Below are 18,831 nucleotides of genomic sequence, written 5' to 3' on the forward strand. Positions count from 1 at the left end.
GTGGCTGGACAGGGTGCTGCCGCACATCGACACCGAGGGCGAGGACGAGCAGGCGGCTCCCCGCGCGGCTCCCCTTGCACCTCCCGTAGGGGGAGGCGGCAGAGTGTGGGCATGGACGGCGACACCTCGTACGGCGACAGCTTGTACGACGACAGCTTGTACTCGATCGGCGATCTGGCGCGGCGGACCGGGCTGACGGTGAAGACCGTCCGGTTCTACTCCGACCAGGGGCTGGTGGCGCCGGCCGACCGCAACCCGGCAGGCCACCGCCGGTACGACGTCGACGCGGTCGCACGCCTGGACCTGGTACGGACACTGCGCGAGCTCGGGCTCGGGCTGCCGGCGATCCGGCAGGTGGTGGAACGGGAGCGCTCGCTGCCGGAGGCCGCCGCCGCGCACGCCGATGCGCTGGGGGTGCAGATCCGGGTGCTGCGGCTGCGGCGGGCGGTGCTGACGGCGGTGGCGCAGCGCGGGGCTACCGAGGAGGAGACGCATCTGATGCACCGGTTGGCGAAGCTCTCGGAGGACGAACGGCACCGGTTGATCGGGGAGTTCCTGGACGAGGTGTTCGGGGAGGACGGCGGGCTCGCCGGGGTCCGGCGCTCGCTGACGCCCGAGCTGCCGGACGATGCGACGGCGGAACAGGTCGTGGCGTGGCTGGAGTTGGCCGAGTTGTCGCGCGACACGGAGTTCCGCTCCGTGCTGCGCCGCCTGGTCGAGGACGAGGTGGCCGGGCGGGCGGCCGCGAATGGTCCGGCAGGTGCGGGCGGTCAGGTCGTGCGGCGCGATCTGGCGGCAGTGGTCCGGGAGTTGGCCGGCCCGGCGGTGGCGGAGGGGGTCGGGCCAGGCTCCCCGCGGGCGGCGGAGATCGTCGGCGCGATGGTGCGGCGGTGCGTCCGGCCGGTGGACGGGGTGGACGGGGTGGACGGGGTGGATGGTCTGGTGGCGCGGTTGGAGCGGATGGCCGACCCGCGGCGGGAGCGGTACCTGCGGCTGCTCGCGGTGGTCAACGGCTGGTCGGCGCCGGAGAGTTCGGCGGAGGCTCTGGACTGGGTGGTCCGGGCGCTGCGAGCGCGGTGAGGAGGGCGGCTTCCTGTGCGGGCCCGGGCCAGAGGGCTTGCAGCGGGCGGTAGTCGATCACGGTGATGCCGTGTTCGGCGAGCAGCTCACGGGCCCGGCCCGAGGTGAGGAACTCGTAGTCGCCGCGGCGGACGCGCCAACCGTCGTCGGTGGCGCGGGAGTCCGGTCCACCGGTGCCGGGGTGGACGGCCCATTCGCTGAGGCCGGGCGGGAGTTCGGCGAGCAGGCGGGCGTAGTGGGCGGCCTTGTCGTCCAGGGGCAGCGAGAAGCTGTCGAGGAACCCGTGGTCGACCACCGGCAGGCCGCGGAGGCGGGCCGTGCGGAGGCCGGGCGCCAGCCAGACCCGGACGGCCAGGCCGTACTCGGCGCCCAGGGCGAGGGTGAGGTCCAGGAGGTCGTCGCGGCCGGCGTCGGCGAGGCAGTGGAAGTCGAGGTGGGTCGGGTGGAGTCCGGCGTCGGACACGGCGTCGATCTGGGCCCGGAACTCACGCTCGACCTCCTCCGTCCGGGCACCGGCGAGCAGCCGGGCCCGTCCGGCCGGCGTCGGCGCGAACAGCTCGCCGGCCTCGTCCAGCAGCGAGGGGACCGAGGCCCTCGGGGCCACCGGCCCCCAGCGGCGGCGGGGCGTCTCGCAGACCAGCGTCAGGTGGACGCCGAAGGGCATCTCCGGCCGCTCGCGCAGGAGTTGCAGCGCACCCGCCGCCGCCGGGGCGGGCACCATCACGCTGCACGAGCTGGCGACGCCCTGCTCGACGCACTCGACCACGGCGGCGTTGACGTCCTCGTCCAGGCCGAAGTCGTCGCAGTTGAGGATCAGCACCCGGGCGTCGGCGGCGAAGCCGAGCAACTCGCTCGACAGGGCGGGAGCGGGAATGTCCATGGGGGCAGTGTTCACGGCGGGACCGGGTTGTGCGCGGCATTTTCGTGCACCGGCCGGACCGAGGTCCGCCGCGTGGGCGAACGGAGGGACGCCGCAGAGGAGTTGCGGACCGGGCGGCCGTCGCTGCCGCGGCCGGTGGAGGCGGAGGATCCGTACCGGCAGCGGCACGACCAGTGGCGGCGCGCTGCGGCCGGGGCTACCGGGCCGTCCGGCCGGTCCGACCTCCGTCGGACCGGCCGGACCCGTCGCGCCCGGAAGGCCGGCGGCAGAAGCCGGCCGCCTGCGGGCCCGGCCGCTACGCCGGGCAGGCGTCCTGGGTCACCTTGCCGCCGGCGGTGGAGGCGGTGGCCGGGTCCACCGACAGGCACAGGCCCGTCCACTGGTTGATGAACTCGTAGGCCGTCCTGCGCTCGCCCCGCGTCCGGCGAGCGCTGGGTCGTCGGCGATCGGCCGGGCGGACGGCTGTCTGCCGGGGCGGTCGGTTCCCGCAAAGCGTGTCCGCGGTCCGGGAGCGGCACTACGCTGTGCGAATCGTGGGATGCCTGGCCCGAGTTGACGCAGGGTCGGTTGTGGCGCAGGCGCCCTGGGGAGGTGCTGCCCATGTCCGAGGGGGAGCAGGCGGATCGGCCCGGGTCGAGGCAGACCCTGCTGAGCCTGCTGACGCGGGCGGGAGACTTCGTCGTACCGGGTTTCGCGGCAGGGGCCGTGGACCGGCCGGTGAGCCGGCTGGTCGTGCTCGACGAGCTGGAGCCGCCGGCGTCGCAGGGCGACCTGCTCGTCGCGGTCGGGGTCGATCCGCACACCGAGGAGGCGGTCGCCCTGGTCCGCAGGGCGGGGGAGGCGGGCGTGGCGGGGGTGCTGTTCCGCCCGGTGGAGACGGGCTCCGGGAACGAGGCGCTGGCCGGCGCCGCCGCCGAGGCGGGGACGGCCGTGCTCTTCCGCAGCCGGTGGACCGACTGGCCGACCGTGATCGGGATCCTGCACGCGGGGCTGTCGGTGGAGCCGGAGCCGAGGATCGCCGGTGTGCCGCTGGGTGACCTGCCCGGGCTGGCCAAGACGATCGCGCTCCAGGTCGGCGGCTCGGTGACGATCGAGGACATGGCTTTCAACGTGCTCGCCTACTCACCCGTCGGCCAGGACGTGGACTGGGTCCGGATCTGGACCATCCTGGGTCAGAAGCCGCCGGCGAGCCGGCGCGACGACATGAGGAACGCCGGCTTCGACCGCGACCTGCTGCGCTCGGACAAGGTGCTCTACCGCAAGGCCCAGGGAGAGGCCCCCGAGCGGCTGATCGTGCTGGTCCGGGCGGGCGGCATCCCGCTGGGCTCGATCTGGGTGGCGGCGGAGGGGAACCGGCCCCTGGACACGCCGGCCAACCGCGAGGCCCTGCGCGCCGCGGCGCGGGCGGCCGCCGCCCATCTGCTGCACGACCGGGCGCGCCGGGAAGGGCAGGACCAGCTGCTGCTGGAGGCGGTCCGGGTGCTGCTCGACGGCCAGGGGTCCGCCGAACTCCTGGCGGCGCGGACCGGGCTGCCGATGGCGCAGCGGTGCGCGGTGCTGTCGGTCGGCGCCGGATCGGGCGGCCCGCAGGACGTCCAGGCGCGCGGCCGGCTGGTCGAGGCGGCGTTCCGGCACTGCGCCGGGCGTGGCGAGGTGTCGGTGGTGGTGCCCTCGGGCAGGGGCGTCCTGGTGCTGCTGGGCGGGCTGGCGAAGGACCCGGCCCAGGCCCGGGAGCAGGTGAGGCTGCTCGCCAAGTCGCTGGCCGGCGAGTTGGCGCGGCAGCTGGGGCTGCGGGTGCGGGTCGGCATCGGCGAGGTGCAGGAGCGCCTCGACGGGGCGCCCGACTCCCGCCGGACGGCCGACCTGGCGCTGGGCGGCCTGCTGTTCGGCCGCAAGCCGCAGGACTTCGCCCGGGTCGAGGAGGTCGCCGACGCCGTGGCGCTGCTGCACTTCGCGGACGCGCTGCGGGCTGCGGGACAACTGCCGGTGGAGACACCGGTCACCCGGCTGCTGACGTCCACGCGCAAAGGCGACGTGCCGCTGGTCGAGACCCTGGACGCCTTCCTGGACCAACCGGGGGAGAAGGCCAAGGCTGCGAAGGCCCTGGGCGTGCCCGGCGCCACCTTCGCCTACCGCCTGGACCACACGGTGGTACGGGAGAGCGGCATCGACCTGGACGATGCCGACGCCCGGCTGCTGGCGAGGCTCCAACTGCTGTTGCTCAGACGCGCGGTGGCCGACGAGGGCTGAGTTCGTCGTCCCGCGCGAGGACGGCGCCGTTCCTTCGTCGTGCGGCACGAAGACGGGCGGGGCGCGGCAGCGCCGCACCCGGCGGCACGTAACCGCCCGCCGGTCCTCGGCACGCCGCACGAGCGGGCGGCTGCCGCCCCGGCCCGTCGTCGGCGGGCGCGAACGCGCCCCCGGAAACCCGGGTCGCGGGATGAAGACGTGCTCACCGGCCGGCGGGCAGTCTGGTCGTACGGCACACCGGATCACCCGTGGCCGTGCGACCGAGACGACCGGACGGAGTCCGCCCCATGGCGAACCATCAGCTGACGGCCCTGCACAGCCCCGAGCGGCGTGAGCTCATCCTCCGCGCGGCGGTCCGCGACGGGCTGCTGGACCCCGAGAACGCGCAACTCGCGGGCTTCCTCGACCTGGACGCCGTGGCGGCGACCGTCGACTCGCTGCACCGCGCCTTCCCCGGCTCGGTCGAGGTGCTGCACGCGTTCGCGGCCAAGGCCAACAGCCTGGTCCCGGTGCTGGCGCGGCTGCGCGGCCTGGGAATGGGCTGCGAGGTGGCCAGCCCCGGTGAGTTCGCCCAGGCGCTCGCGGCCGGGTTCGAGCCCGCGCAGATCGTCTTCGACTCCCCGGCCAAGACCCGCCGCGAACTGGCGCAGGCACTGGAGCTCGGGGTGGCGGTCAACGTCGACAGCTGGCAGGAACTGGCCCGGATCGACGAACTGCTGACGACCCGGCCGACCCTGCAGGCCCGGCCGACCCGGTCCAGGATCGGGGTGCGGGTCAACCCGCAGACAGGCGCCGGCGTCATCGGGGCGATGAGCACCGCCACCGCGACCTCCAAGTTCGGCATCGCGCCGGCCGACGACGGCAACACCGAGCGGCTGGTCGAGGCCTTCCGGGACCGGCCCTGGCTCACCTGGCTGCACTGCCACGTCGGCAGCCAGGGCTGCCCGCTGGACCTGATGGCGCAGGGGGTCGCCGCGACCGTCGCCCTCGCCCGGAAGATCAACAGCGAGCTGGGCCGCCGTCAGGTGGTGGGCCTGGACATCGGCGGCGGCCTGCCGGTCAACTTCGCCGACGACCGGGCGACCTCCGGCTATCAGGAGTACGTCGAGCGGCTGCGGGCGCACGCGCCCGACCTGTTCTCCGGCGAGTTCCAGCTGGTGACCGAGTTCGGCCGTTCCGTGCTGGCCAAGAACGGCTTCACCGCCGCCTACGTGGAGTACACCAAGACCTCCGGCGGGCGGGCGATCGCGATCACCTTCGCCGGGGTGCAGGTGGCCACCCGGACGGTCTTCGCACCGGACTCCTGGCCGATTCGGGTCACCGCGCACGACGCCACCGGGGCGGCGAAGCACGGGGAGCCGGTCGAGCAGGACGTGGCCGGCCCGGCCTGCTTCGCCGGGGACCTGGTCGCCGAGGCCCGGCCGCTGCCGATGCTGGAGCCGGGGGACCTGGTCGCGCTGCTGGACACCGGGGCCTACTACACCTCCACCCCCTTCTCCTACAACAGCCTGCTGGAGCCCGCCGTGCACGGGGCCACCGTGGCGGCCGACGGGACCGTGCGCTTCGCAACGCTGCGCCGCGCGCAGACCGTGGCGGACCTGCTGGGCCGCACCGGCGGGTGAGCCCGCCCCGGGGTCGTCCCCCCACCGGCATCCGCCGCCGTTCGCGGCCTGTCCCTCCGGCATCCGCCGCCGTTCGCGGCCTGTCCCTCCGGCATCCGCCGCCGTTCGCGGCCTGCCGCCCACTGCCTGGCGGTGCCGATTCCGCCACCCGAACACCCGAGGGCCGTCATGACTCGTTCGCACCACCGTCCGACTCCGCCGTCCGCCCCTGCGCCGCTGGGCCGCCGATTCCGGCCGGCCGACCAGGTCGTGCTGGTCGTCATCCTGGTCCTCGCCTCGGCCATGACCGTGGCCAAGGTCCCCACCACCACAGTGCTGGAACTGCTCGCGGGCGCCGGCGGCGTCGCGATGGGTCTGCTGCAGCGCCGACCGGCGCCCTGCGGGGGAACCCGCTGCCGGCGGCGCTAGGGTCTGCGGGCACGAGGCGGCACGAGGGCGGTGTGGGCCGCAACGAGAGCCGGCCGAAGTCACCGGCATCGGGCCCCGGGCAGTCACCGGGCGGGCCGGTGGGTGGTGAGCTGGTCGCCGAGCGGGCTGCGGTGGTAGAGCACGTGCCTGCCGTCGCGCGTCCGGGTGACCAGGCCCGCCGCGTGCAGCGCGCGCAGGTGCTGGGAGACGGCGCTCGGTGTCACCGCGCAGCGGCGGGCGAGCTCGGCCGTGGTCGACGGCTCGCCGAGGAGCCGGAGCAGCCGGGCCCGGGCGGCGCCGATCAGGCCGGCGAGTGCGGAGCCGGTGTCCGGTCCCCCACCGGGTCCCGGGCCGGCCGGTGCTCCCCCGGTCGGCGCCTCGCCGGCCGGGGTCCACAGCGTGGCGATGCCCCGGCTCGGATAGGCCAGCATCGGCGGCTCGCCCGGGTCCATCGGTGAGACGGGCTTGTACGCGAACAGCGAGGGCATGAGCGGTAACCCCCGCCCGGCCGCGGCGACCTGGTGCCGGAGGCTCACCCGGTGGATGTGCAGCCCGCCGTCGTGCCAGCGGACGTTCGGGTGCAGGTCGGAGAAGAGCCGCCGTGCCCCGCCGCCGGCCAACTGGCGTGCGCGGTAGGTGATGTCGGCCTCCAGTACCAGCCGCATCTGCGGCCAGACCGGCCGGAAGGCGAGATCCCAGTAGCGCTGGAGGAGTTCGCAGAGCGTCTCCAGGAGGCCGAGTGCGGCAGCGGCCGTCCCGGGCTCCGTCGCGGCGCGCAGGGCGGCGGGCACCCGCCCGGGCGCGTGCGCCGCCAGCAGGTCGCGGTGGACCACGTACGCGGGCGTACGGCGGACGGTCGCCAGCTCCTCCTCCACGGTCGGGGCCGCGCTCCTCGGCCGCGGCGTCAGGAAGTCGGGCAGTGCGAGGCTTTCGCCGACCAGCGCGAGCAGCAGCCGGGTGTCCCGCGGATCGAGCCGGCCGAGCACCGACCGGGCCCACGGCCGGTGCAGCGGGTACCGGCCCGGGTCGCGCAGCACCCAGAGGCTGCCCATCGCCTCCTGGAGCGGTGAGATGGCGAACCGGGTGTCGGCCAGGTCCTCGACGTCGAGGAGGATGCTGATCATTAAGCGGAACGCTACATCGGTTGGCAACCGGTCGGCAGTGCCGTGGACTTCGCCGCGTGACAGTGGAACAGATCGGTGGACGACGGAGTGCGCCCGACCCCTGCACGGCTCGCCCCGCGGCGGGGGCCGACGGCCGGGGCACGGCGCTGGTGTGGGTGCTGGCGGTGGTGTGCGGGGTCGCCGTCGGCAACGTGTACTTCCCGCAGGCGCTCGTGCCGCTGGTGGGCGAGGGCTTCGGGGTGTCGGCCGACTCGGCCTCGGCGGTCGTGACGGCGGTCCAGGTCGGCTACGCGGCCGGGATCTTCCTGGTGGTGCCCCTGGGGGACCGCGTCCGGGCGAGGACGCTGCTCGTGGCGCTGCTGGGCGCGAGCGGCGTCGCCCTGCTCGCGGCCGCGGTGGCGCCCTCACTGCCGGTGCTCGTGGGTGCGAGCGCGGTCGTCGGCGTGACGACGGTGGCCGCCCCGGTGGTGGGGCCGATGGCCGCCGGGCTGGTGGACGCGCGGCGGCGCGGGGTGGTCGGCGGCACGCTGCTCAGCGGGTCGCTCGGGGGGATGCTGCTCTCCCGGGTGCTGGGCGGGGTCGTCGGTGAGGGGGCGGGCTGGCGGGCCGTCTACGCCGGGGCGGCGGTGCTGACGGGCGTCGCGGCGGTCGTGGTGGCACGGGTGGTGCCGACGACCGTTCCGCCGTCCGGCGACCGGTACCCGGCGCTGCTGGCGGAACCGCTGCGGCTGCTGCGGCGCGAACCGGAGCTGCGGCGCTCGGCCGCGTACCAGGCGGCGGTGTTCGCGGGCTTCTCGGCGGTCTGGACGGGCGTCGCCCTGCTGCTCACCGGGCCGGCGTACGGGCTGGGCGCCGGGGCGGTGGGGGCGCTCGCCCTCGTCAACGCCGCGACGATGTTCTGCACGCCGGTCGCGGGCCGGTGGGTGGACCGGCTGGGGTCGGACACGGTGAACCTGGTCTGCCTGGTGGCGGTCGTGGGGGCCGGCGGCGTACTGGCCCTGGGCGCACTCGGCGGTGCGGTGGGACTGACGGCGCTGGTGGCGGGGACGCTGCTGCTCGACGTCGGCATGCAGTCGGGGATGGTCGCCAACCAGGTGCGGATCTACACGCTGCCGGGGGAGGCGCGCAGCCGGCTGAACACGGCGTACATGACGTGCGCGTACATCGGCGGGAGCATCGGCTCCACGGCGGGTGCCCGGGTGTACGGGGCCTGCGGCGGAGGCGGCGGGGCGGGGTGGCTCGGCGTGTGCGGGGTGCTGGTGGGGCTGGCGGGGGTGGTGCTGGGGTGGCACGTGGGACGCGGTGGGGCGGCTCAACGGCGGCGATGACGCCTGGCGAGTGCGGCGCGGGCCCGGGTGAGGTACCGGCGGCTGCGCTCGGTGTCGGGGTGGGTGTGGCCGAGGGTCTGTTCGCGTTGGGTGAGGGTGGTTTCGTAGAGGGGGATGGCGCGTTCGAGGTCTCCGGCGAGTTGGTAGGCGTGGGCGAGGTCGCTGCGGCCGTTGAGGGTGTCCGGGTGGGTGTCGCCGAGGACCTGCTCGCGTTGGGCGAGGGTCGTTTCGTAGAGGGCGGTGGCGCGTTCGAGGTCGCCCGCACTCCGGTAGGCGTAGGCGAGGCTGTTGCGGCTGCGCAGGGTGTCGGGGTGGGAGTCGCCGAGGACCTGTTCGTGTTGGGCGAGGGTGGCTTCGAACAGGGCGGTGGCGCGCTCGGTGTCGCCCGCCGCGGCGTAGGCGTAGGCGAGGTTCTCGCGGCTGCGCAGGGTGTCGGGGTGGGAGTCGCCGAGGACCTGCGCGCGTTGGGCGAGGGTCGCCTCGAACAGGGCGGTGGCGCGCTCGACGTCGCCCGCTGCCTGGTAGGCCTGGGCGAGGTCGTTGCGGCTGCTCAGCGTGTCGCGGTGGGTGTCGCCGAGGGTCTGTTCGCGTTGGGCGAGGGTCGTCCGGAAGAGGGGGATGGCGCGCGCGAGGTTGCCCGCGGCCCGGTGGACGTAGGCGAGGTCGCTGCGGCTGTTCAGGGTCTGGGGGTGGGTCTCACCGAGGGTTTGTCCGCGCTGGGCGAGGATCGATTCGTACAGGGCGGTGGCGCGTTCGAGGTTGCCTGCCATCCGGTACGCGTGGGCGAGGTCGGTGCGGCTGTTCAGGGTCTGGGGGTGGGTGTCACCGAGGGCCTGTTCGCGTTGGGCGAGGGTCGTCCGGAGGAGGGGGATGGCGCGCGCGAGGTTGCCCGCCGTCCGGTAGGCGTAGGCGAGGTCGGTGCGGGCGATCAGGGTGCGGGGGTCGGTGTCGCCGAGCGTCTGTTCGTGCTGGGTGAGGACGGCTTCGGACAGGGCGATGGCGCGTGCGAGGTCGCCGGCGACCTCGTAGGCGTAGGCGAGGTCGCCCCGGACGAGCAGGGTGTCGGGGTGCGTGTTCCCCAAGGTCCGCTCGTGGTGTGCGAGATGGGCTTCGCGCAGGGCGATGGTGCGGGCGTTGTGGCCGCGGCGGTTGAGGTACCGCGCGGCGGTGCCGTAGTGCTCGGCGGCCGGATCGTCGTGGTGGTCGGGCGGGGTGGTGGCGGCGAGAGCGATGAGGTGGGGGACGAGGGCGTCCCAGGCGGGGGCCGGGAGGTACTCGGGCGGCTCGGGGAGGGCGTCGAACGCGGCGGTGAGGACGTGTTCGGCCCGGGAGCGGCCGGGGTTGCCGCCGGAGCCGCGCAGGACCGTCTGGAGGAGGCGGTGGAGGGAGACGCTGTCGGGGGTGAGGGCGACCATGCTGTAGCTGCCGAGGGTGCCCAGGGCCTCGGCGAGGGAGTCGTCCCCGTCGTCCAGCTGCTGGAGCAGGGAGACGGGGACGTCGTCGGGGGCGAGCCAGGCGAGCGTGCGCAGGACGGTGATCGCGAGGGGGTCGCGGGTGGTGAGCGTCGCGAGGGTCTGGGTCCAGACGCGTGCGATGGTCCGCTCGGCGTCGATGCCTTCGGCGGCCTTGTCGAGCTTGGTGCCCAGCCTGCGCCGGTACGCCTCGATGGAGATCGTGCGGTTCTGCGCCAGGTAGGCACCGGCCTGGTCCAGGGCGAGCGGGAGGTGCCCGAGGTCGGCCGCGAGGGCTCGGGCGTCCAGGAGTTGGCGCGGGGTGGGCGGGGCGCCCTGGAGGGCGTGGTCGCAGAGGAGGGTGGCGGCCTCGTCCGGGGCGAGGGTGCCGAGCGCGCGGGTGGGGATGCCGCGTGGCCAGCCGACGGCGCGGCGGGTGGTGATGAGGAGGTGTCCGCCGGTGAGCGAGCCGAGGTAGGGGTGCAGGTCGCGAGGGTCCTCGGCGTTGTCCAGGATGACGAGCCAACCATGGTGCCATTGGAGCCAGTTGAGAGCCCAGGAGACCTGTTCCGGCTCGGTGGCCCCGGCGGCCCAGCTGGGGGCGAGCCGTGCGGTCAGCGCGGTGAGGGACTGTTCCAGGCGGGCCGGGGACTCGGCGTTGACCCACCAGGTGAGGGCGTAGTCGCCGCGGTGGCAGTGGGCGTAGTGCAGCGCGAGGGTCGTCTTGCCGATGCCGCCGAGCCCGTGGACCGCCGGCGCCTGCGTGACGGCGGAGCTGCCGTCGGCGGCCAGCACGCGCCGCAGCCAGGCGAGTTCGTCCTCGCGGCCGACGCAGAGCGGTCGCGGGCCGAGGTTGTTGGTGCCGGGCGGGGCCGGTGTGTCGCGGGCGGAGGTGAGCGCGTCGGCGGCCAGGACGACGTTGCCGGTGATGGCGGTGCCGATGGACCCGGCGGCGATCGAGCGCGGGCCCGTGGCGGTGGCGGTCGCCGGGGTGGGGTAGGTCGCCGGGGTGGGGCTGGACGCTGGGGTGGGGCCGGTCACGAGTCGGTGCGGTGCCCGTCGCCGGTGATGGCGGTGCGGATGGTGTGGGCCGCGATCGAACGTTCGCCGCTGGCGGTGATGTTGATCGTGGTTGCCGGCTGGGCGGCGACGAGTTCGGCGAGGTCGCGGCGGAGTTCGGGGTCCTCGCGGAGGGCGCGCCGGAGGTGGAGGCGCAGCGCCGAGGCGACGGCGTCCGGATCCTCCTCCGCATCCACGACCACCGCTTCCAGTTCGGCGCGTTGGGCGGCGTCGCCGCGGCGCCAGACGCGTTGGAGCAGGCGTCGGCCGGCGTTGGCGGTCGCGTCGGCGGCGGCGTCCTCGGCGCGGGTGAGGACGGCGGTGCCGTAGGCGCCGAGGGCGCCCGTCAGGTACGGGCCGGCCTGGGTCAGGAGTTCGGCGATCTCTGCGCTCAAAGGATCCGCCCCGGTGTGTGGTTGACCTGGTGTCGTGTGCATTCTCGCACCGTCGGACGGAATCGGGGAGCCGGTCGGGGGATGCCGCCCGACCGGCTCGGGCGGGTGCCGGGTGCCGGGGGCTGGGGGCTGGGGGCTGGGGGCTGGGGTCGGGGGCCGGGGCCGGGGCCGGGGGCTGGGGCGGGACGGGCGCGGGGGCTCCGGAGGTGGTGGGGCGCAGGGGTGCAGGGTCGTCGGCGTGTCAGCCGCGGGCGCGGAGGCGGCGGAGCATCCGGGCGTCCTGGAAACCGACGGCCCGGGCGGCGGATTCGGCGGTGGCGCCGTGGGCGATGAGGTGTTCGGCGCGCTCGACGCGGAGTTCCTGCTGGTAGCGGAGCGGAGTGAGCCCGGTGGCCTCGGTGAAGTGGCGGGTGAGGGTCCGCTCGCTGACGCCGGAGGCCGCGGCGAGGTCGGTGAGGCCGAGCCGGGTGGTGAAGCGGGCGTCGATGAGGTCCTGCACCCGGTGCACGGCGTCGACCAGGTGGGCGCGGTGCCGGAGCATGGCGCTGGTCTGCTGCTCGTCGCCGTTGCGCCGGGCGTAGACGACCATGTCGCGGGCGATCCGGGCCGCCGCCGCGGGACCGTGCCGGACGGCGACGAGGTGCAGGGCGAGGTCGATGCCGCTGGCGATGCCGGCCGAGGTGACCACGCGGTCGTCCACCACGTACAGCACGTCGCGGACGACGGTCGCCCGCGGGTGGCGCAGGGCGAGTTCGTCCTGCACGTCGTGGTGGGTGGTACAGCGGCGGCCGTCCAGCAGCCCGGCGCGGCCGAGGGCGTCGGCGCCCGCGCAGACGCTGGCGACCGTGCCGCCCGCCGCGTGGTGCGCGGCCAGGCGGGCCAGGGTGGCCGATGTCAGTTCGCCGTTGGCCCGCAGGACGGGGGAACGCCAGCCGGGGATGACGAGCAGGTCGTCGGCGGTCAGCTCCGGCCACGTGGTGGAGGCCCGGAGCGCGAGGCCCTGGGCGGTGGGGACGTCCTCCTGCTCGGCCACGTACCCGATCTCGTACCCGAGGCCGTGGTCGGCCGCGGTGGAGAAGACCTGGGCGGGCCCGGCGAGGTCGAGCAGGTGCAGCTGCGGCACGAGCAGGAAGACGACACGTGTCACGATCCGGTCAGCTCCTCGACGCTGGTGACCCGGGCGAACCGCCCGGCCAGAGCGTACTCGGTGCGGGAGACGATCTCGTCCGTGGAGAGCGTGCGCGGGTCGGCGAGGATCTCCTCCAGGCTGCGCCCGGGCGGGGCGTCGCGGTGCTCGATGGGGTGGGTGGCGGTCGCGTCGGTGACGAAGACGACCTGGTACCCGAGGTCGGCGGCGACCCGGGTGGTGGTCTCGCAGCACTGCTCGGTGCGGATGCCGCTGACGACCACCTCGCGGATGCCACGCTCGGTGAACAGCTGCTGGAGGTTGGTGGTGGTGAAGGCGTTGTGCGAGGTCTTGGTGATGACGGGCTCGTCGGCGGCGGGGGTGAGGCCCTCGATCAGGCGGACGTGTCCGACGGCGGGGTCGAAGAGGTTGCCGGTGCCCGGTTCGGCGTGCAGGACCCAGACGACGAGGTCGCCGTTGGCACGGGTGTACTCGACCAGGCGGTTCACCTGGGCGACGATGTCGGGGTTGGACACGGCCGCCCAGTTCTCCCGTTGGCGGAAGGACTCCTGGACGTCGATGACGACGAGTGCGCTGTTCATGCCTCGATCATGGCCGGTACGGACGCGCGCCTGAAGACACCATCGGGGCCGGGAGCGGAACGATCCGGTCAGGGTGAGGAGGGGCTCGGCGTGGCTACGGGCGCGGGGTTCCGGCGCGGCCGCTGCCGCCGGGGCGGCTGTCGGGGCGGGTGCCGTCGAGGCCGGTGCCGCCGAGGCGGGTGGTCAGCTCGGAGAGCAGGGCGACGTCCTGCGGGCTCCACCGCGGTGCGGCGAACACCTCGTCGGCGACCTGGCGGGCGGTGGTGAGCATGTCGCTGAGCCGCTCGCGGCCGGTGGCGGTGAGCGAGGCGTAGGCGACCCGGGCGTCCCGCGCGTCCGACTCGCGTGTCACCAGACCGATCCGCTCCAGCGGCGCCAGTCCGCGGGTGACGCCGGAGGCGGTCAGGCCGAGCGTTTCGGCGAGGTCGACCCGGCGCAGCCGGCCGCCGGGGGCCTGCCCGAGGCGGAGCAGCAGGGTGAAGTCGGCCAGGCTCACGCCGTGCAGGCCGCTCAGGGCCGCGTCGAACCGCTTCACCAGCGCTGCCTGTGCGCGCAGCAGGCGCAGGGACGCGTCCAGGGTCTCACTCACTTGCCACCTCCTTGACTACTCAACCATATCAGCGGGCTGAGCAGTCAAGGACGGCGGAGGGGGAGGGGGTGGGGGAACGAGGTCAGTCGGTGCGGGCGGCGGCGCGGCGCTGCCGCTTGCCGAGTGCGGCCTGGGAGAGGTCCTCGGCCTGCGAGCGGAGGTTCTTGTAGCCGTAGCCGTGCCCGGCGAGCCAGGCCTTCGCGGCCTCCTCGGCGCGTTCGGTCGCGTCCAGGACGTCCTCCTCCGCCTCGCCGGAGTCGAGGAAGCGGAAGGTGAAGGCGGCACGCGCGGTGAGGTCGTAGCTGAGGTGGCCCTCGGGGGTGAAGGCCGCGCGCAGGATGCTGTGCTCGTCGGCGCGGGCGTCGAGTTCGGCGCGCTGGTCGGCGGTGAGTCCGTCGAAGACGCCGCGGACCATGATGCGGAAGGTACGAGTGGTCATCCCCCGACCCTAGCCAGCGGGGCGGGGGTGCTTCCAGCGCGTTTCGGGCCGACCGGGGATGCCGATGGGCTCCGCCGGGTGGGCCTCGGCGGATGGGCCCCGCCCGGCGAGGCCCGCCCGGCGAGGCCCATCGGGCGGGGGCGGGGCCCGTCGGGCGGGGCGGACGGTTCAGGCCTCGGTGAGGGCTTCCGTGACCGCGGGCTGCTCGGCCGTAGCCTCGTTGACCTTTGCCTCGTCGACCGCGGCTTCCTTGGTCGTGGAGTCCTTGGTCGTCGAGTGCTTGGCCGTCGAGTCCTTGAGCGTCGAGTCCTTGACCGCGGGCCAGCGGATCTGGGTGGCGCAGAGCGAGACGATCACCGCCGAGGCGGCGACCGCGCCCATGCCCCAGGTCAGGCTGCCGGCGTTGGCGATGAAGCCGATCACGGCCGGGCCGGCCAGCAGGCCGGTGGTGCCCATGGCGGCGACCAGGGACAGCGCGTCGGAGCCCTGCCGCGCCGCCGCCACGTACACGCAGGGGGTCACGGCGGCGATGCCCACGCCGACGCAGGCGAAGCCGATGAGCGTCGGCACCAGGCCGCCGACCAGCAGGGCGAGCGCCAGGCCGGCCCCGGCCAGCACGCTGCCGGCCCGCACGATCCGGCCGTCGCCGATGCGGGTGCGCCAGCCGTCGGCGAAGATCCGGGCCAGCACCATCATCACCGAGACGACCGCGATGCCCATCGGCGCCAGCGACGGCGCGGCATGCACGACGTCCTTGAGGTAGAGCGCCGACCAGTCGTTCATCGCACCCTCGGTGACGGTGCCGAACACCATGGCGAGGCCCATCCAGATCGTCACCCGGGAGGGGAGGGAGAACCTGCGGCGCTTCTCCTCCGCACCCTCCGCACCCTCCGCATCCTCCGTATCCTCCGCAGGCTTGTCCGCGGTGTCCTGCGCGGTGTCGTGTGCCGAGCCCTGCGCGGATTCCCCCGTGGATGCCCCGGCGGTCTCCCCCGCGGGCCGCTCCTCGCGGAGCAGTCCCGGCTGGGCGAGGCCGAGCACCAGGACCAGCAGCACGGTCGCCAGGCCGAAGTGGACGGCGAGTGTCGTGGTGAACGCGTTGACGCCCGAGGCGAGCAGCGCGGCCAGCAGCGAACCGCCGCTGAACGTCGCGTGCAGCCGGGACATGGAGGTCCGCTCGAACCGGACCTCCAGCGCCGCGCCCTGCGCGTTCATCGCGACGTTCAGGCAGCCGACGGCGACGCCGTCGCAGAACAGGACCAGCAGGGCGACCGGGTAGTTCGGCACCACGGAGAGGGCGAGCAGGACGGCGCCGAGCGCCAGCGCCGAGACGGAGGCCAGCACGCGGGAGCCCAGTCGCCTCATCAGGACCGCGACGAGCGGGAAGGAGACGGCGGCGCCCACGCCGCAGACCATCAGCAGCAGGCCGATCCGGGCCTCGCTCAGGTCGAGCCGGGTACGGAGCGCCGGAAGGCGGGAGACCCAGGTCGCGTACTGGAAGCCGAGGAAGAGGAACAGTGCGGCGATGGCCAGTTGTGCCCGGCGGTAGTCATCGCGAACGCGGAACATGTGCATCAGCCCACTTCGACTCTCGGTGGTGACCCGGCCAGCGGGTCGTTGGTGTGCCCGGTGGTCCCGGCCGGGACGGTGGCGGGGGCCGTCACGGGGGCGGCGGCGCGGGCCGTCCCCGGGCGGGGCCCGAGGGGCATCGACATGTAGAGCGCGCGGTCGCCGTAACTCTCCGGGAGCACGACCTCGGGGTTGGCCCGGTATCCGAGCGGGGCCCAGAGGACCTCGCTGCCCCGGACGGCCACCAGCGAGATGGTGGCGTACCCCTGGGCCCGTGCGGTCCCGGCGAGGTGGTCCAGCATCAGCGGGGCCAGCCCGCGGCCGCGCAACTCCTCGGCGATGACGAGGTCGTGTGCGTGCATGTTCGTCCCGGCCCGCACCTGCTCCCGCTCCCGCTCCCGCACCTGCTCCCGCACCCGTTCCTGTTCCCGCTCCGGCTCCCGATCCTGATCCTCCGACCGGCTCAGGTCCGGGCACCGGTACAGCGGGTACGGCAGGGCGAGCAGGTAGCCGCCGAACCGCCCCCGGTACTCCAGCGCGAAGCACGAGCCGGGCGAGGCACGGCCCCGGGACTCCAGGGCGGCCCGGCCCTCGGACAGGCCGCTCGCGGCGTAGGCGCGCTCCTCCAGCGCGACCACACCGTCCCAGTCGCCGGCGGCCAGCCGGCGGATGCGGATCTCGTCGGACATCTACTCGGAACCTCCCGTCGAGGCGTCGCCGCCGCGGATGCAGGTGTACGGAAGCGGCTGGAAGCCGTTGAAGCCCTGGGTCGTGTAGGCCGTGGCGTACGCGCCGCAGGAGAAGATCCAGACCGGGTCCCCCGAGGCCGCGGCGGCCGGCACCCGGACCAGGCCGTCCTCGTGGGCGTAGGCGTCGTCGCTGTCACAGGTCGGGCCTGCGACGACGGCGTGGACGCGGTGCCCGTCCGGGTGCGTGGGGAACTCCAGCCGGTACTGCAACTCGTCCATCTCGTACAGGCCGTTGAACTTGCCGCAGCTCAGGTAGAGCCAGTGCTCCCGCTCCCCGGAGAGCTGCCGGCGCGCGGACAGGCGGGAGACGTGGGCCCGGATGGCGCCGTGGTCGGCGACCAGGTGGCGGCCCGGCTCCAGCAGGAACTCCAGCGGTGAGGCCGACACCTCCCGCAGGTGCTGCATGCCCTCCCGGATCACGGCGAACATCTTGTCCAGCGGCGGGTCCAGCGGCTGCCCCCGCTTGTCGAGGACACCGAGGGCGGGCAGACCGCCGCCCAGGTTGACGTGGTCCAGCAGGATTCCCCGGCCGTTCAAGGTCTCGATCAGGGCGGCCAGTTCGTCCAGCGCGCTCCGCCAGGCCCCGGAGGTCATCTGCTGCGAGCCGACGTGGACGGAGAGGCCGGACGGGGTCAGCCCCGCTGCCCGTGCCGCCTCCAGGACGAGGACGGCGTCCTCGGCCGAGCAGCCGAACTTCCGGCTGAGACCCCAGAGCGCCCCCTCGCCGGTGGTCGCGAGCCGGCAGAACACCCGGGCGCCGGGGGCGTGGACGGCCAGCGCCGCCACGTCCGCCAGGCTGTCGGTCGCGAAGTCCCGGACGCCGAGCCGGTAGGCCTCGGCGATGTTCCGGTCGGACTTGATGGTGTTGCCGTAGTGGATCCGCCCGGCCGGCACGCCGGCCCGCAGCGCCTGCCCGATCTCGTACGGGCTGGCCGCGTCGCAGCCGGCACCCAGCTCGGCCAGGCGGGCGAGCACCTCGTCGACCGGGCACGCCTTCATGGCGAACCGGACGGCAATGCCGGGAAGTTCGCCCAGCAGTGTCGCGTACTGGCCCGCGATCCCGTCCAGGTCGTAGAAGATCCGGTCGTCGTCGGCCGACGCCAGGGCGGCGCGCAGGGCTTGGTTCTGATGCATCGTCAGTGACTTCCTTCCGGCTCGCCCCGGCTACCGGTACTCGTGCGGGCCGTCGACGGCGCCGCTTCGTCCGGCGGGGGCTCCGGTCACGCGCGCGGCCTCGACCAGCGGGCCCCAGGCCTCGATCAGCCGGGCGAAGGAGTCGGCGTCGGCCTGTGCCTCGTCCAGCAGTCGTTCGCGCCGGGGTGCCAGGTACTCCGCGAACTCGGCGTACTTCCCGCCGAGTTGCCGGTAGCTGCGGTCGAGGACGTCCAGGCGGCGGTGGTTCTCGGCGCGGTCGGTGCCGGTGCTGCGCCGGACGGAGTCGAGGATCACGTCTGCCCGGACGCGGTGCTCCTCGTCCAGCAGGTCGCCGAGCGCCTCCTCCATGTCGGAGTAGACCGGGTAGAGGTAGAGCATCGACAGCAGGAACTTAATGAACCGCAGCTGGTAGGCGGTGAAGCCGGGGCCGGTCCGCCGCTCGGGGGTGTAGTAGTTCACGATGTTGCGGTTGTGGACGACGCCGGGGAGCGTGGCGTCGCGGACCACGTGGAGGAGGAAGTAGTCGCTGCCGATGGTGTCCGTCGCCGGCGGCAGTGGGACGCGCTCGTACACCTCGTGGTCGAGGCCGAGGTTGCACATGTCCACCCGCCAGATGTCCGGAAGGTCCAGCACCGACCGGTCGGCGGTGAACGGCTCGGTGCCGGCGCCGGTGAACGATTCGTCCACCAGGTCCCGCCTCTCCGCCTCCGACGCCCCGGTCGGCGCCCAGAGGCCCACGACCTCGTAGTGGAGGGCGGGGTCGAGTGCCCTGATCTCGCCGATGTCGACGGAGAGTTCACCGACGAAGGAGCTGCCCACCAGGGCGACCGGCTTCTCGGCGTGCACCGGGTCGAGCGTGTTGTGCGTGACGCCGGGGATCGCGTCGGCGGCTCGTTTGCCGAGTGAGAGAAGTTCGTGGTGGATCGGGAACACCGGTTCGCCGTTGTGGAGTTGGTAGGCGCTGTCGGAGTCCCGGCGGTGGACGGAGGTGCAGCCGAGGGCGGT

17 protein-coding genes are annotated in these 18,831 nt (G+C 74.3%); 5 read left to right on the plus strand and 12 right to left on the minus strand.

Annotation, left to right across the window (positions count from 1 at the left end):
• The first annotated feature begins 141 nt into the window (after positions 1 to 141).
• The gene (locus ACFC1F_RS36685) at positions 142 to 1,080 is read left to right on the plus strand and encodes a MerR family transcriptional regulator (protein ID WP_376165112.1); all 939 of its coding nucleotides are present in this window, start codon (positions 142 to 144) and stop codon (positions 1,078 to 1,080) included.
• On the opposite strand, the gene ACFC1F_RS36690 is transcribed toward ACFC1F_RS36685, so the two are convergent.
• Positions 1,007 to 1,960 (minus strand): polysaccharide deacetylase family protein, encoded by a 954-nt coding sequence (locus ACFC1F_RS36690; RefSeq protein WP_376165085.1) that lies wholly within the window; start codon positions 1,958 to 1,960, stop codon positions 1,007 to 1,009. The genes ACFC1F_RS36685 and ACFC1F_RS36690 overlap by 74 nt on opposite strands.
• Before the next feature lie 600 nt (positions 1,961 to 2,560).
• Between ACFC1F_RS36690 and ACFC1F_RS36695 the strand changes: the two genes are divergently transcribed.
• The 3 genes from ACFC1F_RS36695 to ACFC1F_RS36705 all read left to right on the plus strand — a co-directional run bounded on the left by ACFC1F_RS36695 (position 2,561) and on the right by ACFC1F_RS36705 (position 6,240).
• Positions 2,561 to 4,210: a helix-turn-helix domain-containing protein gene (locus tag ACFC1F_RS36695; protein ID WP_376165087.1), complete on the plus strand. Its 1,650-nt coding sequence runs from the start codon at positions 2,561 to 2,563 to the stop codon at positions 4,208 to 4,210.
• A 287-nt stretch (positions 4,211 to 4,497) separates the two neighbouring features.
• Complete coding sequence (locus ACFC1F_RS36700; protein ID WP_376165089.1) at positions 4,498 to 5,832, plus strand: diaminopimelate decarboxylase; 1,335 nt, start codon at positions 4,498 to 4,500, stop codon at positions 5,830 to 5,832.
• 168 nt (positions 5,833 to 6,000) lie between these two features.
• The gene (locus ACFC1F_RS36705; protein WP_376165091.1) at positions 6,001 to 6,240 is read left to right on the plus strand and encodes a hypothetical protein; all 240 of its coding nucleotides are present in this window, start codon (positions 6,001 to 6,003) and stop codon (positions 6,238 to 6,240) included.
• A gap of 83 nt (positions 6,241 to 6,323) precedes the next feature.
• On the opposite strand, the gene ACFC1F_RS36710 is transcribed toward ACFC1F_RS36705, so the two are convergent.
• Positions 6,324 to 7,364, minus strand: a complete 1,041-nt coding sequence (locus ACFC1F_RS36710; RefSeq protein ID WP_376165093.1) for a helix-turn-helix domain-containing protein — start codon at positions 7,362 to 7,364, stop codon at positions 6,324 to 6,326.
• A gap of 146 nt (positions 7,365 to 7,510) precedes the next feature.
• On the opposite strand from ACFC1F_RS36710, the gene ACFC1F_RS36715 reads away from it, so the two are divergent.
• On the plus strand, positions 7,511 to 8,692 hold the full coding sequence (locus ACFC1F_RS36715) for an MFS transporter (RefSeq protein WP_376165114.1): 1,182 nt from the start codon (positions 7,511 to 7,513) through the stop codon (positions 8,690 to 8,692).
• Here ACFC1F_RS36715 and ACFC1F_RS36720 read toward each other — a convergent pair.
• The 10 genes from ACFC1F_RS36720 to ACFC1F_RS36765 all read right to left on the minus strand — a co-directional run.
• A complete protein-coding gene (locus ACFC1F_RS36720; protein ID WP_376165095.1) occupies positions 8,677 to 11,184 on the minus strand; it encodes a tetratricopeptide repeat protein in 2,508 nt (835 codons plus the stop codon). The two genes, ACFC1F_RS36715 and ACFC1F_RS36720, sit on opposite strands and share 16 nt — an antisense overlap.
• Positions 11,181 to 11,597, minus strand: coding sequence for a hypothetical protein (locus ACFC1F_RS36725; protein WP_209410259.1), 417 nt, complete (start codon positions 11,595 to 11,597; stop codon positions 11,181 to 11,183). The genes ACFC1F_RS36720 and ACFC1F_RS36725 overlap by 4 nt, the downstream gene beginning before the upstream one ends.
• Before the next feature lie 241 nt (positions 11,598 to 11,838).
• Complete coding sequence (locus ACFC1F_RS36730; RefSeq protein ID WP_376165097.1) at positions 11,839 to 12,744, minus strand: GlxA family transcriptional regulator; 906 nt, start codon at positions 12,742 to 12,744, stop codon at positions 11,839 to 11,841.
• Positions 12,741 to 13,325 (minus strand): cysteine hydrolase family protein, encoded by a 585-nt coding sequence (locus ACFC1F_RS36735; RefSeq protein WP_209410261.1) that lies wholly within the window; start codon positions 13,323 to 13,325, stop codon positions 12,741 to 12,743. The genes ACFC1F_RS36730 and ACFC1F_RS36735 overlap by 4 nt, the downstream gene beginning before the upstream one ends.
• A 94-nt stretch (positions 13,326 to 13,419) precedes the next feature.
• Positions 13,420 to 13,914 (minus strand): MarR family winged helix-turn-helix transcriptional regulator, encoded by a 495-nt coding sequence (locus tag ACFC1F_RS36740; RefSeq protein WP_376165100.1) that lies wholly within the window; start codon positions 13,912 to 13,914, stop codon positions 13,420 to 13,422.
• Positions 13,915 to 13,996: 82 nt separating this feature from the next.
• Positions 13,997 to 14,353 carry a DUF6204 family protein gene (locus ACFC1F_RS36745; protein WP_376165102.1) on the minus strand — a complete coding sequence of 119 codons (357 nt, stop codon included), beginning with the start codon at positions 14,351 to 14,353 and terminating at the stop codon, positions 13,997 to 13,999.
• A gap of 168 nt (positions 14,354 to 14,521) precedes the next feature.
• A complete protein-coding gene (locus ACFC1F_RS36750) occupies positions 14,522 to 15,922 on the minus strand; it encodes an MFS transporter (RefSeq protein ID WP_376165104.1) in 1,401 nt (466 codons plus the stop codon).
• A gap of 5 nt (positions 15,923 to 15,927) precedes the next feature.
• Complete coding sequence (locus ACFC1F_RS36755; protein WP_376165106.1) at positions 15,928 to 16,611, minus strand: GNAT family N-acetyltransferase; 684 nt, start codon at positions 16,609 to 16,611, stop codon at positions 15,928 to 15,930.
• A complete protein-coding gene (locus ACFC1F_RS36760) occupies positions 16,612 to 17,805 on the minus strand; it encodes a type III PLP-dependent enzyme (RefSeq protein WP_376165108.1) in 1,194 nt (397 codons plus the stop codon).
• Positions 17,806 to 17,835: 30 nt separating this feature from the next.
• On the minus strand, positions 17,836 to 18,831 hold a 996-nt coding region (locus ACFC1F_RS36765), incomplete at its 5' end, for a DUF6271 family protein (protein WP_376165110.1).

This window comes from Kitasatospora sp. NPDC056181, assembly GCF_042266225.1.
Lineage (GTDB): Bacteria > Actinomycetota > Actinomycetes > Streptomycetales > Streptomycetaceae > Kitasatospora.

What these genes read in the sequence shown, in the direction of transcription:
- ACFC1F_RS36690 (WP_376165085.1), bottom strand. Translation starts at nt 1,960, where the DNA reads ATGGACATTCCCGCTCCCGCCCTGTCGAGCGAGTTGCTCGGCTTCGCC.
- ACFC1F_RS36705 (WP_376165091.1), top strand. Translation starts at nt 6,001, where the DNA reads ATGACTCGTTCGCACCACCGTCCGACTCCGCCGTCCGCCCCTGCGCCG.
- ACFC1F_RS36745 (WP_376165102.1), bottom strand. Translation starts at nt 14,353, where the DNA reads ATGACCACTCGTACCTTCCGCATCATGGTCCGCGGCGTCTTCGACGGA.
- ACFC1F_RS36750 (WP_376165104.1), bottom strand. Translation starts at nt 15,922, where the DNA reads ATGTTCCGCGTTCGCGATGACTACCGCCGGGCACAACTGGCCATCGCC.
- ACFC1F_RS36755 (WP_376165106.1), bottom strand. Translation starts at nt 16,611, where the DNA reads ATGTCCGACGAGATCCGCATCCGCCGGCTGGCCGCCGGCGACTGGGAC.
- ACFC1F_RS36760 (WP_376165108.1), bottom strand. Translation starts at nt 17,805, where the DNA reads ATGCATCAGAACCAAGCCCTGCGCGCCGCCCTGGCGTCGGCCGACGAC.
- ACFC1F_RS36710 (WP_376165093.1), bottom strand. Translation starts at nt 7,364, where the DNA reads ATGATCAGCATCCTCCTCGACGTCGAGGACCTGGCCGACACCCGGTTC.
- ACFC1F_RS36735 (WP_209410261.1), bottom strand. Translation starts at nt 13,325, where the DNA reads ATGAACAGCGCACTCGTCGTCATCGACGTCCAGGAGTCCTTCCGCCAA.
- ACFC1F_RS36700 (WP_376165089.1), top strand. Translation starts at nt 4,498, where the DNA reads ATGGCGAACCATCAGCTGACGGCCCTGCACAGCCCCGAGCGGCGTGAG.
- ACFC1F_RS36695 (WP_376165087.1), top strand. Translation starts at nt 2,561, where the DNA reads ATGTCCGAGGGGGAGCAGGCGGATCGGCCCGGGTCGAGGCAGACCCTG.